Origin of the sequence: Streptomyces sp. NPDC056486 (assembly GCF_042795295.1) — a bacterium.
Lineage (GTDB): Bacteria > Actinomycetota > Actinomycetes > Streptomycetales > Streptomycetaceae > Streptomyces.
This window is the reverse complement of the sequence record NZ_JBHTSF010000019.1, coordinates 36235-50615: the sequence shown is the minus strand read 5'-3', so window position 1 is coordinate 50615 and position 14381 is coordinate 36235. Positions and strand designations below refer to the sequence as shown.

The 14381-nt window shown below is 70.7% G+C and carries 13 protein-coding genes; 1 reads left to right on the top strand and 12 read right to left on the bottom strand.

Annotated elements, in window-relative coordinates:
* Positions 1-43: 43 nt before the first annotated feature.
* The 4 genes from ACFQ7F_RS11000 to ACFQ7F_RS10985 all read right to left on the bottom strand — a co-directional run bounded on the left by ACFQ7F_RS11000 (position 44) and on the right by ACFQ7F_RS10985 (position 4074).
* A complete protein-coding gene (locus ACFQ7F_RS11000) occupies positions 44-1171 on the bottom strand; it encodes an acyl-CoA dehydrogenase family protein (protein ID WP_383269162.1) in 1128 nt (375 codons plus the stop codon).
* Positions 1168-2385 carry an acyl-CoA dehydrogenase family protein gene (locus ACFQ7F_RS10995; RefSeq protein ID WP_383269231.1) on the bottom strand — a complete coding sequence of 406 codons (1218 nt, stop codon included), beginning with the start codon at positions 2383-2385 and terminating at the stop codon, positions 1168-1170. The genes ACFQ7F_RS11000 and ACFQ7F_RS10995 overlap by 4 nt, the downstream gene beginning before the upstream one ends.
* A gap of 8 nt (positions 2386-2393) precedes the next feature.
* Positions 2394-3362 carry an NADPH:quinone oxidoreductase family protein gene (locus tag ACFQ7F_RS10990; RefSeq protein WP_383269160.1) on the bottom strand — a complete coding sequence of 323 codons (969 nt, stop codon included), beginning with the start codon at positions 3360-3362 and terminating at the stop codon, positions 2394-2396.
* 79 nt (positions 3363-3441) lie between these two features.
* Entirely contained in the window at positions 3442-4074 is a 633-nt protein-coding gene (locus ACFQ7F_RS10985) for a helix-turn-helix domain-containing protein (protein WP_383269229.1), read from the bottom strand.
* 264 nt (positions 4075-4338) lie between these two features.
* Between ACFQ7F_RS10985 and ACFQ7F_RS10980 the strand changes: the two genes are divergently transcribed.
* Positions 4339-5262, top strand: a complete 924-nt coding sequence (locus ACFQ7F_RS10980; protein ID WP_383269159.1) for an SDR family oxidoreductase — start codon at positions 4339-4341, stop codon at positions 5260-5262.
* 36 nt (positions 5263-5298) lie between these two features.
* Here ACFQ7F_RS10980 and ACFQ7F_RS10975 read toward each other — a convergent pair whose 3' ends face one another.
* The 8 genes from ACFQ7F_RS10975 to ACFQ7F_RS10940 form a co-directional block, all read right to left on the bottom strand.
* On the bottom strand, positions 5299-6138 hold the full coding sequence (locus ACFQ7F_RS10975) for an enoyl-CoA hydratase/isomerase family protein (RefSeq protein ID WP_383269157.1): 840 nt from the start codon (positions 6136-6138) through the stop codon (positions 5299-5301).
* 74 nt (positions 6139-6212) lie between these two features.
* A complete protein-coding gene (locus ACFQ7F_RS10970; protein ID WP_383269156.1) occupies positions 6213-6965 on the bottom strand; it encodes a PIG-L deacetylase family protein in 753 nt (250 codons plus the stop codon).
* 41 nt (positions 6966-7006) lie between these two features.
* Complete coding sequence (locus tag ACFQ7F_RS10965) at positions 7007-8332, bottom strand: alpha/beta fold hydrolase (protein ID WP_383269154.1); 1326 nt, start codon at positions 8330-8332, stop codon at positions 7007-7009.
* A gap of 72 nt (positions 8333-8404) precedes the next feature.
* Positions 8405-9421 (bottom strand): LacI family DNA-binding transcriptional regulator, encoded by a 1017-nt coding sequence (locus tag ACFQ7F_RS10960; RefSeq protein ID WP_383269152.1) that lies wholly within the window; start codon positions 9419-9421, stop codon positions 8405-8407.
* Positions 9422-9478: 57 nt separating this feature from the next.
* Entirely contained in the window at positions 9479-10594 is a 1116-nt protein-coding gene (gene rhaS, locus ACFQ7F_RS10955) for a rhamnose ABC transporter substrate-binding protein (protein WP_383269151.1), read from the bottom strand.
* A 45-nt stretch (positions 10595-10639) separates the two neighbouring features.
* Entirely contained in the window at positions 10640-11650 is a 1011-nt protein-coding gene (locus tag ACFQ7F_RS10950; RefSeq protein WP_383269150.1) for an ABC transporter permease, read from the bottom strand.
* Positions 11643-12683 (bottom strand): ABC transporter permease, encoded by a 1041-nt coding sequence (locus tag ACFQ7F_RS10945; RefSeq protein WP_383269149.1) that lies wholly within the window; start codon positions 12681-12683, stop codon positions 11643-11645. Before ACFQ7F_RS10945 ends, ACFQ7F_RS10950 begins: the two co-directional genes overlap by 8 nt.
* Positions 12680-14176, bottom strand: a complete 1497-nt coding sequence (locus ACFQ7F_RS10940; RefSeq protein ID WP_383269147.1) for a sugar ABC transporter ATP-binding protein — start codon at positions 14174-14176, stop codon at positions 12680-12682. Before ACFQ7F_RS10940 ends, ACFQ7F_RS10945 begins: the two co-directional genes overlap by 4 nt.
* Between the last annotated feature and the right edge of the window lie 205 nt (positions 14177-14381).

The window sequence follows — 14381 nt, the reverse complement described above, 5'->3', positions numbered from 1 at the left end:
TGCCTGACGTAATGGGTGGGTAAAACGCGCGGGGCCGCCGGGGTCAGGGCGCGGGCAGGTTCACCAGTGCGGCCAGCTCCTCACGGTGCCGCCCCACCGTGCCGAGCGCGATCGAGTCCGCCTTGGCCCGCTTGAGGTAGAGATGGACGGGGTGCTCCCAGGTCATGCCGATCCCGCCGTGCAGCTGGAGCGCCTCCTCGGCGATGTGCACCGTGGCGGGCGACGCGAAGGCCTGGGCGAGAGCCGCCGCGACATCGGCGTCATCGCCCCCGGCTGCGAGGGTGTCGGCCGCGTTGCGGGCGACGGCGCGCATGTTGACCACCTCCAGCCAGAGCTGGGCGAGCCGGTGCTTGAGCGCCTGGAAGGAGCCGACGGGCCGGTTGAACTGATGCCGTTCCTTCGTGTGGCGGACGGTCTCGGTCAAGCACCAGTCGGCGAGGCCCAGTTGCTCGGACGTCAGGAGTCCGGCTCCCGCCCGCAGACCCCGCCGTACGGCGGCTCCGGATTCCGGACCGACCACGCGCGCGCGTGCCCCTTCGAAGGTGACCGTGGCGAGTGGCCGCGTGAGGTCGAGCGAGGTCTGCGGCGCGACGGTCACGCCGTCCTGTGCCGCGTCCACCGCGAAGAGCCCGGCGCTCGTCGGCACGAGGAGCACATCGGCGGCGACCGCGTCGGCGACCCCGGTGACACTGCCGTGCAGGGCCTCACCCTCCGCGCGTACGTCGGGCAGGGCGCCGCCCGGAGCGGTGGCCAGCGGCACGGTGAGCACGCCGATCGTGCGCCCGGTGGCGAGCGCACCCAGGAGCTCCCTCGCCGCGTCACCGTCACAGGCCAGGAGCGTCTCGGTCGCGATGACGGCACTGGTCAGGTAGGGCACGGGCGCGACCGCACGGCCCAACTCCTCAAGGACGACGGCGGCTTCGCGGTGCGTGGCCCCCTGCCCGCCGAGATCCTCGGGCACGAGCAGACCGGCGAGACCCATGCCGTCCGTGAGCGCCTTCCACAGTTCACGGTCGTGCGGCTCTGCGGACTCGGTGCGGGCGAGCACGGAGGTGGTGTCGCAGTGGTCGGCGAGCAGACCGCGCACCACCGGGCGCAGCGCCTCTTCGTCTTCGGAGTACAACAGGTCGCGCTGCGCGCTCTGTGACGGCTGCGTTGTCGGCGTACTCATCGGGCGAGGTCCTTCCACGCGACGTCCTTGTCGGTGCGCGGCTCGGAGGGCAGTCCGAGGACGCGCTCGGCGACGATGTTGAGCAGCACTTCGCTGGTGCCGCCCTCGATGCTGTTGCCCTTGGCCCGCAGATAGCGGTAGCCCGCGTCACGGCCGACGAAGTCGACCTTCTCTGGCCGCCGCATCGTCCAGTCCTCGTACAGCAGCCCTTCCTCGCCGAGGAGTTCCACCTCGAGGCCGCTGATCTCCTGGTTCAGACGCGCGAACCCGAGCTTCATGCCCGAGCCCTCGGGGCCCGGATGCCCCGCCACGAGCTGCTGGCGGAGGCGCTCCCCGGTGACCCGGGCGACCTCGGCCTCGACCCACAGCTTGAGGAGCCGCTGGTGCAGGTCGTGCGTGCGCAGCTCGGGGCGCTCGCGCCAGGCCTCGACCACCGGGCCGATCATGCCGCCCTCGCGCGGGATGCGGGAGCCGCCGATGGACACGCGCTCGTTCATGAGGGTGGTCTGCGCGACCTTCCAGCCGTCGCCGATCTCCCCGAGGCGATGCGCGTCCGGGATGCGTACGTCGCTGAGGAAGACCTCGTTGAACTCGGCCTCGCCGGTGATCTGCCGCAGCGGGCGCACCTCGACACCGGGGTCGGTCATGTCGCAGACGAAGTACGTGATGCCGCGGTGCTTGGGCACATCCGGGTCGGTGCGGGCGATGAGGATGGCCCAGCGGGCGGCGTGCGCGCCGGACGTCCACACCTTCTGCCCGTTGACCACCCAGGTTCCCCCACTCTCGGCTTCGCTCGAGCGGGAGGTGCCCCCATCGTCACGGACGGCGCGGGTCCCCAGGGCCGCGAGGTCGGACCCGGCGCCAGGCTCGCTGAAGAGCTGGCACCACACCTCGTCACCGACCCACAGCGGACGCAGGAAGCTGCGCTTCTGCTCCTCGGTGCCGAAGCGCAGGATGGTCGGCGCCGCCATGCCGAGGCCGATCCCGATGCGGCGCGGGTCGTTGTCGGGAGCGCCCGCGGCCTCCAGCTCGGCGTCCACGACGGCCTGCAAGGACCGCGGGGCCCCGAGCCCGCCGAGCCCCTGCGGGTAGTGCACCCATGCGAGTCCGGCGTCGAAGCGTGCCTTGAGGAACACCGCGCGTTCCGTCGTCGCGGGCGGATGCGCGGCGAGGAACTCCTTGGCGCGGCGGCGCAGTTCGGCGGCATCCGTCATGGCATCCGTCATACGTCGCCTCCCTCGGGGAGTACGGCCACCCGCCCCGTGGTGACACCGTCGGCCACCCGCTGCACGGCCGCTGCCGCGTCGCTCAGGGGCACGCGCTCGCTGATGAGCGGCTTGATCGCGCCCTTGGCCGCGAGCTGGGTGAGCTCCTCGTGGCAACGGAGGATCGCCTGCGGGTCCTTGGCGTTGTACAGGCCCCAGTGCAGGCCGACGACCGAGTAGTTCTTCACCAGGGCGTGGTTGAGGCCGGGCGTCGGGATGACACCGCTCGCGAAGCCGACGACGATGATCCGCCCCTCGAAGGCGACGCATTTGGTCGACTGGAGGTACGCGTCACCGCCGACGGGGTCGTAGATGACGTCGGCGCCACGGCCACCGGTCGCCTCCTTGACGGCGCCGATGACATTCTCCGTACGCCGGTCGATGACCACGTCGCAGCCGAGCTCGCGCGCGACCTCGGCCTTCGCGGCGCCGCCGACGACGCCGATGACCTTGGCGCCCGCCGCCTTGCCGAGCTGGACGGCGGCGGTGCCGACGCCACCGGCGGCAGCGTGCACCAGGAGGGTCTCGCCCTCCTGGAGGTGCGCGCGGCGGTGCAGGCCGAACCAGCCGGTCTGGTAGCCGATGTGCAGCGCGGCGGCTTCCGCGTCGTCCAGGGCGTCGGGCGCGGGCAGTACGGCTGCCGCGTCGGCGATCGCGTACTCGGCGAAGCCGCCGTAGGGAAGAGCGGGGTTGGCGATCACGCGCCGCCCGTCCTCGGTCTCGCCGCAGATCTCCACGCCGGGCGTGAACGGCAGCGGCGGCGTGACCTGGTACTGCCCGCGGCAGAGCAGCGCGTCGGGGAAGTTGATGTTGGCGGCGCGGACCTTGAGGAGCAGCTGCCCCTCGCCCGGCACCGGCCGGTCCACCTCTTCGAGGCGCATCACCGCGCTCGGCTCGCCGTTCTGGTGCACTTGCCATGCCTGCATGCGGGGCCTCCACGGGGCTTTCGTAGACCGGGCTCCGTCGCATACTAAGCGGTCGCTTGCGGACAGGGGAACCGTCTGGTCAGTCCACTTCACGCTTGTGCTGCGCGGACCCCTGAGTGGGCCGCGCCCGTACGTGCATCCGCTCGCCCTGCGGCCCGAACAGACTGAGGAACTCCGCGGGCCCCTCCCCCGTGGACCCGAACCAGTGCGGAAGGCGCGTGTCGAACTCCGCGGCCTCGCCCGCCGTGAGGATCACGTCATGATCGGCGAGCACGAGCCGCAGCCGCCCGGACAGGACGTACAGCCACTCGTACCCCTCATGGGTCTGCGGATCGGGCTGGACGGAGCGGGTGGGCTCGACCACCTTGTACGCCTGGAGGCCACCGGGCTGCCGGGTCAGCGGGACCATCGTGCGGCCGTTGCGGACGATCGGCTTGGCCCGCACCCGGGGGTCGTCGACGGGCGGGGCGCCGACGAGCTCGTCCAGGGCGACCCGGTGGGCGCGGGCGATGGGGAGCAGGAGTTCGAGGCTGGGCCTGCGGTGGCCGGACTCCAGGCGCGAGAGGGTGCTCACGGAGATGCCGGTGGCGGCGGCGAGGCCCGCGAGCGTCGCGCCACGCTCCTTGCGGACCCGACGCAGGCGGGGGCCGACCTCGGCAAGCACGCCGTCCAGATTCGTGCCGTCGTCCTGGCCCTCCGCCGTGCCCGCCATCTCGCCCGAGGCGCTGTTGTCTGTCATGCTTCCATTGCAGTATCGGCAAAGTGAATTGTCAATACGGCACTATCGATGCGACGGCTCCCGTGGAAATGGCCACGATGCCCCAGGACCAACCTGACCGCCGTAGTGGGCGAACGACGTGACGGTGCCGTCGTAGTGCATGGCCAGCGGCCGGAAGTCGATCGGGACGGCGTCCTTGGCTCCCGAAGCGCCTTGAGGGCATGGCGCTTTGAGGCGTTCCGCGATATCGATGCGGCCATGACGGACGATGCGAACGACGGGACACTGCCGGGGCTCCCGGCCCCAGCCCCGCCGGGCACGAGCGCCCTGCCGCAGGGGACGTACGACGGGGCGGTCGTCCTGGTGACCGGTGGCGGGTCAGGCCTGGGCAAGGCGATCGCCGCGGAGTTCGCACGCCTGGGCGCCGACCTGGTGATCGCGAGCCGCAAGGAGGAGCGGCTGAAGGCGGCACGGGACGAACTCGCGGGCCTCGGCGGGCGGGTGGCGGCGGTGGCGTGCGACATCCGGGACCCCGAGCGCGTCGCCGAGGTCTTCGACGCGGCGCAGGACGCGTTCGGGCTGCCGGGCGTCCTGGTCAACAACGCGGCGGCGAACTTCCCCGTGCCGGCCGAGGACATGTCCCCGAACGCGTGGCGCTCGGTCGTGGACATCACACTGACCGGGACATTCTTCATGGCGCGCGAGTTCGGCCGCCGCCACCTCGCGGCGGGTACGCCTGGCTCCGTCATCAACATCGGAGCGTCGTACGCGTGGACGGGCGGCCCCGGTTTCGCGCACAGCGCGGCGGCCAAGGCGGGCGTCAAGAGCCTCGTCGAGAGCCTGGCGGTGGAGTGGGGTCCGTACGGAATCCAGGTCAACGGCCTGGTGCCGGGCCTGATGCCGCACGAGGACATGACCGACGACATCCGCGGCAATCTGGACCGGGCGGCACCCGCGCAAGCTTCGGGGGCGGAGCAGTTGGGCGCCCGCCAGCCCGCCCTGCGCGTCGGCGCCCCGCGCGAACTCGGCTGGGCCGCGACCTTCCTCGCCTCGCCCTACGCCCGCTTCATCACCGGGCACACCTTGGTGGTCGACGGCGCGAACTGGCAGCGCCGGGGTCTGGTGAGCCCTCGGGTGGTGACGGTGCGGGAGCAGATGGGGCGAGGCCGTTTCGAGCGATAGCCGCCCGGAGCCTGCTTCCCGGCCCGACGGCCCGGCCTACTTCCCCTCGAAGGTGGCCGTCCGCCGCTCCGCCTTAGCCGCGTACCCCACCTTCGAGTCCTCCGACGTCAGCGTGATCGCCGCGTTCATCGCGACCCGGTCGAGTGCGGCCTCCATCCCCGCGTCCGCGTACGCGTCGATGCCCCGCTTGATGCCCTGCACCGCGAGCGGGCCGTTGGCCGCGATCTCGGCGGCGACATCACGGGACGACTTGGCCAACTCGTCTCCGGGCACGACCAGTTGGAGGAGCCGTAGCCGCTCGGCCGTGGCCGCGTCGATACGGCGCCCGGTGAGCGAGAGCAGCTTGGCCCAGCCCGCGCCCGCGTCCCGCGCGATCCGCAGATCGCCGCCCGCGTCGACCGCCACGCCGATCTGCGCCTCGGGCAGCGCGAACACCGCGTCGTCGGAGGCGATCCGGATGTCCGCCATCAGCGCAAGCTCGAAGCCGAAGCCCAGGCAGTAACCCTGCACGGCGGCGACAATGGGCTGCGGCAAGCCCGCGAAGGCGCGGAAGCGCTCATGGACCCAGCGCAGCCCCTCGTAGTAGTTGCGGGTGCGCTCGGACCCCGAGCGGCCCTCGATCGCACCGAACCCGCCCAGCGAGGTGACATCGATCCCCGCGCAGAACGCCCGCCCCTCGGCCCGCATCAGCACGACCCTGATCGAGTCGTCGAAGCGGATCCGGTCGGCGAAGATGCCGAGTTGGCGCGTGGACTCCCAGCTCCACGCATTGAGCTTCTGCGGGTAGCAGAGGGTGAGGATGCCCAGGCCGTCCTCGATGTCGAGGCGCAGCCGTTCCTCACCCTCCGGGATGTCCGTGCCGATGGTGTCGATCATCAAGGACCAGCTCCTGCCTACGCTTCTGACGGCCCGTCAGGTCATGGACGTGCCGTCAGCGTAGCGGCGGTGGCTCAGCGGCTGAAGACCTCGAAGGACACCGCGGGTTTCCCGCCGAAGCGCGGCGCCACCCGCTCCGCGTTGCCGGTGAGGAACTCACGGCAGTACTTCTCGGGCTCCTCCTGCGTCAACACCTCGATATAAGTGCGGTGTTCGAGGAGCGAGCGCACGGAACGCTCGAGCCCGGCCGTCGCGTCCGCCGCGTGCGTGGGCGACGAGGAACCGGCCACAGCCACCCAGCGCACACCGTTCCAGGGCTCGAGCGCGTCCTCCTCGATCAGCTCGGGGAAGATCCAGCGGTTGCCCGCGTCCGCCACGGCGTCGAGGGTGGCGCGGCCGACGGCCACGTGGTCCGGGGTGTTCCAGGCGACGCCGCCCCAGGTGTCGCGGTGGTTGAGCGTGATCACGAGCTCGGGGCGGTGCCTGCGGACCGCGGCGGCGATGTCGCGGCGCAGCGGCGTCCCGTACTCGATCACTCCGTCCTTGTGGTCGAGGAACTCCACGGTCGACACACCGACGACCGCCGCACTGGCCCGCTGCTCCCGCTCGCGCAGCGGCCCGCACGTGGCGGGGTCGAGGGTGTCGATGCCCGCCTCACCGCGGCTGGCCAGGAGGTAGGCGACCTCGCGTCCGCCGTCCGTCCAGCCGGCGATCGCGGCCGAGCAGCCGTATTCCAGGTCGTCGGGGTGGGCGACCACGGCGAGGGCGCGCTGCCAGTCCTCGGGCATGGGGGTGAGCTGGTCGTTCACATTCAACGGCTCTGTCATGCCCGCAGCCTAGCCTCGCGGAGCCCCCGGACGGGGTGAGCTCAGGCCTCGCCCCGGGTGAGGGCCAGGAGCCGGTCGAGGACGCGCGGCGAACCCACCCGCAGGCCGTCGTGCTCGTACTCGTCGGTGACCCAGGTCCGCAGGCCGCGGATGGAGCGCGCGGTGCGCAGGGAGTGATCGGTGTCCACGTACAGGTCGTCGTGGTAGATCGCGGCGGCGGCGGGCACCTCGTTCGCGGCGAGGCGTGCGGTGTCGTACAGCGGCGCCCAATCGGTGCGCGCGGCAAGGAGTTCGGCGGTCTCGGTCAACGGCCGCAGGGCCGGATCGCAGTCGAACTGCCAGCGCTGGACGGCTTCCCCGGTGAAGAGCAGTGGCGCGTCCCCGGCGAGCGCCTTGCCCGGGTCGAACTGCGGGAACTCGCCGCGCAGCCGCTCGGCCGACCAGTCGGTGGGCCGCTCGCCCTGGCCGTAGATGGTCTCGTGCATCAGCGCGAAGAGCGGGCGGTTCGCGAGCGACAGGTTGGCCTGTACGTCTTCCTGGAACGCGTCGGAGAGCTCGAACCCCGACGGGGTCCGTACGAAGGCGTCCTCGATGAGGTAGTGCAGGCGGTGGCTGCCGTCCTTCGAGCCGAGCAGCATGCCGAGGGACTGGAACGCCTCGACGGTGAGGCGGTAGCCGCCGTTCAGGACCGGCTCGTGCTCGGCCAGGTGCGCGGCGATGCGACGGGCGCGCTCGACGTCCTGGGGGTAGCGGGCGTAGTGGGCGGCGCTCTTGCGCTCCATGCGCGGGTAGGCGGCGCGGTAGACGTCGTCAGCGTGACCGTCGAGCGTGGGCAGGCCGCCGGTGATGATCGCGGTGTGCAGGCCTTCGGGCGCGGCCGACAGGTAGTGGGTCGCGCAGAAGCCGCCGAAGCTCTGGCCGAGGACGGTCCAGGGCGCGCCGCCGGTCAGCTCGCGCCGGATCAGCTCGCAGTCGCGGACGATGGAGTCGGCGCGGAAGTGCGTGAGGTAGTCGGCCTGTTCGCGGGGGCCGCCGCGCAACGGGAGCGTCTGGCGCGTGGCCGGAGTGGAGCTGCCCGTTCCACGCTGGTCGAGGAGCAGCACCCGGTAGTCCTGCAGCGCCCGGCCCAGCCACGCTTCCTTGCCCGCGAACCGGTTGGCCCCGCATCCCGGGCCGCCCTGCAGATACACCAGCCACGGCAGGTCTGTGCCCCCGTGGCCCCCGTGGCCCCCGTGCGCGGCCGCCACGGCCTCGCGGGCGAAGACCTCGATCCGCTCCCCCGCCGGGTCGTCGTGGTCGAGGGGCACGGAGAAGCGGTGGTCGGTGAGGACGACGCCGGGCTGGCGGTAGGAGGCAGTGGCGGTCAAGAGGGCTCCTGGACGTGGGCGAATACGGAACGGGACACTTCGCTCAGTTCAGCACACCCGCCGTGGGAGCGGTCAGCGGGGCGCCAGGCTGGAGCGCCGCACCACGAGTTCCGGCTGGAGCACCACGCGCCGGTGATCATGTTCTTCGGAGTCGGCGTCCGACTCGGACTCCTCCAGGAGAAGTTCCGCGGCCATCGCGCCCATCTTGATGGCGGGCTGGCGCACCGAGGTGAGCGGGACGACGGCCGCGGCGGCGAATTCGATGTCGTCGTAGCCGACGATGGCGATGTCCTCGGGCACACTGACCCCTGCCGCGTACATCGCCTGGAGCACCCCGAGGGCGAGCAGGTCGTTGGCGCAGAAGACGGCGGTCGGCCGTTCGGCGAGTCCGAGTACGCGGGCGCCGGCATCGCGTCCCGCGGCCACGTCGAGGCGTTCGGTGGGCAGTTCCCGCAGCGCCGACGCCGGCAGACCGGCCTCGGCGAGGGCCTGCAGCGCTCCCTGCCTGCGGTCCTTGACCTGGTTGAGCCCGGGCGGCCCGCTCACGTACGCGATGCTGCGGTGCCCCGTGTCGACGAGATGGCGCACCGCGAGCGCACCGCCGAGGACGTCGTCCACGGAGACGGAGCACTCGGTGGCGCCCTCGGCGACCCGGTCGACCAGGACGAACGGGATGGCGTGCCTGCGGAACGCCTCGATGTTGCGCCCCGTCGCGTCGGCCGGGGTCAGCAGGACGCCTCGTACCCGCTGTTCCGCGAAGAGCGCCAGATACTCGGCCTCTTCGGAGGGGCTCTGTCCGCTGTTGCACATCATGACGCGGAGCCCGGCGTCACGCGCGGCCCGCTCGGCACCGCGCGCGACGTCCACGAAGAAGGGGTTGCCCATGTCGAGCACAAGGAGCGCCATGATGCGGCTCTGGCCCGCGCGCAGCTGCCGTGCGGACTCGCTGCGGACGTAGCCGAGCCGCTCGATCACGGACCGCACCCGGTGGCGGGTCTCTTCGGAGACCACGTCCGGACGGTTGATCACGTTCGACACCGTGCCCACCGACACACCGGCGTGCTTCGCCACGTCTTTGATGCCGACCATGCGTCCCCTTGTTCCTCTGCTCGTGCGGCGCCTTGTGCGGCGCCGCATGCGATCCCCTCAGAATTTGTACTGGTCGATGTTCTTCTTGTCGAAAACGGTCGGTTCGCCGAGATCGACGACTCCCTTGTCACCGATGGTGAAGCTGCCGAGGTCGCCCGCCTCGAACTTCTCGCCCTTCTTGCCCGTGATCTGGCCGGACTTCAGGGCGACGGCGGCGTGGGCGGCGAGCGCGCCGAGCTTGGCCGGGTCCCACAGTTCGAAGCCCTCGACGGTGCCGTTCTTCACGTACTGGCGCATGTCGTTGGGCGTGCCGAGGCCGGTGAGCTTCACTTTGCCCTTGTACTTCGATCCCGAAAGGTACTGGGCGGCGGCCTTGATGCCGACCGTCGTCGGCGAAATGATCCCCGCCAGCTTCGGGTGCTCCTGCAGAAGGCCCTGAGTCTGCTGGAAGGACTGCTGGGCGTCGTCGTTGCCGTAGGCGGTCTTCACCAGCTTCATGTTCTTGTACTTGGGCTTCTTCAGCTCCTTCTTCATGTAGCCGATCCAGGTGTTCTGGTTCGTCGCGGTCTGGGCGGCGGAGAGGATCGCGATGTCACCCTTGTAGTCGAGCTGCTTGCCCAGGAGCTCCACCTGGGTGCGGCCGAGCGCCTCGGCGCTGGACTGCGAGACGAAGACGTCACGGCATCCGGGGTTGGTGTCGGAGTCGTACGTGACGACCTTGATGTCGTTCTTCATGGCCTGCTTGAGGGCGGTGCACAGGGCGCCGGGGTCCTGCGCCGAGACGGCCATGGCGTCGACCTGCTGCTGGGTCAGGGTGTTGACGTAGCTGACCTGTCCGCTGGTGTCGGTGGCGCTGTTGGGTCCGGTCTCCTTGTACGAAGAACCGAGCTCCTTGAGCGCCTTCTCGCCGCCCTTGTCGGCGACGGTGAAGTACGGGTTGTTGACCTGCTTGGGCAGGAAGGCAACGGTGAGGCCCTTCTTGGTCGCCGCGTCCGGATCGGCCTTGGCGTTCGATGCCTTGCCCGCGTCGTCGTTCTTGGAGGACTCCTTGGTGGTGCCTCCGCAGGCGGTGGCGGTCAGGGCGAGCGAGGTGACGGCGGCCAGGGTCACGCAGGCGCGGGTGAGGGCGGAGCGGCGGACGGATCGGCGGGGAGATCGGTGAGGAGAGAGCATCGTTGGTCCCTTTCGGACTGATCGACTTGTCGGCGGTACGAGGGGTCAGCGGGCGGGTGCGGCGGCGCGGCGGCCCGCTCTGGCGACGGCGATCTGCCGGGCCACGCGCGGACCGAGCACGGACACCACGAGCAGCACGCCGGTGACGACGATCTGCGACTGAGCGGAGACGTTGAGCAGGCTCATCGCGTTCTGCAGGCCGCCGAGCAGGAAGACTCCGGCGATCGCGCCGCCGAGGGTCCCCTTGCCGCCGTCGAAGTCGATGCCGCCGAGCAGTACGGCGGCGACGACGGACAGTTCGAGGCCGGTGGCGTTGTCGTAGCGGGCGCTCGCGTAGTGCAGGGCCCAGAAGATGCCCGTGAGCGAGGCCATGAGTCCTGTGGCGACGAACAGCCACAGCTTGTGCCGCTTGACGCGGACACCGGCGAACCGCGCCGCCTCCTCGTTGGCCCCGATCGCGAAGAGCGAGCGCCCGAAGGGTGTGGCGTGCAGGACGACGACGGCGATCGCGAGCAGCGCCAGGAAGGGCAGGAAGGCGTACGGCAGGAAGGTGTCGCCGACCTGCCCGGCCGCGAAGTCCAGGTACTGCGAGGGGAAGTCGGTGACGGCGTCCGAGCCGAGGACGATCTGCGCGATACCCCGGTAGGCGGCCATCGTGCCGATGGTCACGGCGAGCGACGGCAGCCCCAGGCGGGTCACCAGGAGGCCGTTGATCAGGCCGCAGACGACTCCGAGGAGAAGCACGAGCGGGATGATCGTCTCGATGGCCATACCGGCGTTCCACAGGGCGCCCATCACGGCGCCGGAGAGCCCCGCCGTCGAGGCGACCGACAGATCGATCTCTCCGGAGACGACGAGGAGCGTCATCGGGAGGGCGATCAGGGCGATGGGCAGCGTGTTGCCGATGAGGAACGACAGGTTGAGGGCGTTCCCGAAACCGTCGACAAAGGAGAACGACATCAGGAGGAGCACGACAAGGAGAGCGCCGACAACGGTGTCCCAGCGGACGGCGCGCGTGAGCGTGAGCCGGTTCGTGAGCCGGTTGGAGTCAGCCATGGCGTGCGTTCCTCTTCTTCAGGGCCTTGGCGACGCGCAGGGCGACGATCCGGTCGACGGCGATGGCCAGGACGAGCAGGACGCCGTTGATGGCGAGCACCCACACGGAGCTGACGCCGAGCGCGGGAAGCACGCTGTTGATGGACGTGAGGAGCAGCGCGCCGAGTGCCGCGCCGTAGACGCTGCCCGAGCCGCCGGTGAAGACGACGCCGCCGACCACGACGGCGCTGACGACAGTGAGTTCGTAGCCGTTGCCGGTGGCGGAGTCGACGTTGCCGAAGCGGGCCAGGTAGAGGGCACCGGCGAGTCCGGCGAGCGCTCCGCACGCGGTGTAGGCGGCCAGGATGCGCTTGCGTACCGGAATTCCCGCGAGGCGCGCGGCCTCGGGGTTGGAGCCGAGCGCGTAGAGCTCGCGTCCGCCGCCGAAGTGCCGCAGGTAGTACGCGACCGCGACCAGGACGGCGAGCGCGATGAGCGCCAGGTACGGCACGGCCGAGATCCCGCCGGAACCGAAGTCGACGAAGCCGTCCGGCAGGTCTGACGCGGTGATCTGCCGGGAGCCGACCCAGATCGAGTCGATGCCCCGGATGGTGTAGAGGGTGCCGAGCGTCACGACGAGGGCGGGCACCTGGCCGAGGCTGACGAGCGCCCCGTTGAGCAGTCCGCAGCCGACGCCCAGCGTGACCGCGAGAAGAATCGCGATGGTCGAGTTGCCTCCGCCCTGGAGGTAGTTCCCTGCGGCGAAGGCGCTGATCCCGAGCGTCGAGCCGACCGACAGGTCGACGTTGCGGGTGATGACGACCAGGGCCTGTCCCGTCGCGACAAGGACGAGGATGGTCGCGTTGAGGAGCAGGTCCTTGATGCCCTGCTCGGACAGGAACTCGCTGTTGCCCGCCTGGGTGATGCCGATCATCACCAGGAAGACAAGCAGGATGGCCAGTTCGCGCATCTTGAAGACGCGGTCGACCAGGCGCGTGCCCGCTGCCTTCTCGGGGTCGACGGCGGGTGCCGGGCTCTGCGTGGTCACGCTCATGCCGTCCTCCCTGTGGCGGCCGCCATCACGGACTCCTCGGTCGCCCGCGCGCGCGGGATCTCGGCGGTGAGCCGTCCTTCGTGCATGACGAGGACCCGGTCGGCCATGCCGAGGATCTCGGGCAGGTCGGAGGAGATCATCAGGACCGCGACCCCCTCGGCGGCGAGTTCGGAGAGCAAGCGGTGCACTTCGGCCTTGGTGCCGACGTCGATGCCACGGGTGGGTTCGTCCACGATCAGGACCTGGGGCTTGGTGGCCAGCCACTTGGCGAGGACGACCTTCTGCTGGTTGCCGCCGGACAGAGTGCCGACGGCGTCGGCGATGCGCGCGTACTTCACCTGAAGTCGCACCGCCCAGTCGAGCGAGCGGCTGCGTTCGGCGCCGCGGTCCATGAGGCCCGCCCGCACCGTCGTACGCAGTCCGGTGAGCCCGATGTTGCGCTCGATGGACATGTCCATCACCAGGCCCTGCGCGCGGCGGTCCTCGGGGACGAGCGCGAGTCCGGCGGCCATGGCGGTACTGGGGGCGCCGTTGGTCAGCGCCTTCCCCTGCACCTCGACCGATCCGGCATCCCACCGGTCGACGCCGAACACGGCCCGCGCGACCTCACTGCGACCGGCTCCGACGAGCCCCGCGAGCCCGACGATCTCGCCGCGCCGCACGTCGAACGAGACGTCGGTGAAGACTCCTTCGCGGGTCAGCCGCCGGACGCTGAGCGCGACTTCGCCCACCTGCGTGTCCTGCTTCGGGTAGAGCTCGTCGAGGTCGCGGCCCACCATGCGGCGTACGAGATCGTCCTCGGCCAGGCCTTCGAGCGGCTCGCTCGCGATCAGGCCGCCGTCCCGCAGCGTGGTGACGCGCTGGCACAGCTCGAAGATCTCCTCCAGGCGGTGCGAGATGAACAGGACCGCGGCGCCCTGTTCGCGCAGGGTGCGGACGACTCCGAAGAGGCGGGCCACTTCGCTGCCGGTGAGGGCCGCGGTGGGCTCGTCCATGATCAGGACCCGGGCGTCGAAGGAGAGCGCCTTGGCGATCTCGACGATCTGCTGGTCGGCGATGGAGAGGCCGCGCGCGGGCTGATCGGGGTCAAGGTCCACGGCCAGGCGCTTGAAGAGCGCGTCGGCCGCCGCGTGCACGGCCTTGTGGTCGACACGGCCGAGCGTGCGGCGGGGCTGGCGCCCCATGAAGATGTTCTCCGCGACGGAGAGGTCGGGGAAGAGCGTCGGCTCCTGGTAGATGACGGCGACGCCCGCGTCCCTGGCGTCACCAGGGCCGTGGAAGACGACCGGGGACCCGTCGAGCGTCAGCTCTCCCGTGTCCGGCCTGTGGACCCCGGCGAGGGTCTTGATGAGGGTGGATTTCCCTGCGCCGTTCTCGCCCGCGAGGGCGTGCGCCTCACCGGCGTACAGCTCCAGGGAGACGTCGTGCAGGGCGCGCACGGCCCCGAAGGACTTGCTCAGGCCCTGCACGGCAAGGACGGGGGGCTCTCTCATAGGTAGCACCGATCGGTCACGAAGGGCGGGCATGCGGCTCTGGCATGGGGAATGAGGTGTCGGGCGTACGGCATCCGACGCGCCGGGGATCGGGTGTCGGGTGCCGGGCGTCATCGGGAGTCACTCGCCGGACACTTGGCGTGAAAGGTTTCAATCAATTTTCAGGGAAGCTAAACCCGCACCAACTCCGGCGTCAATGGTCGTG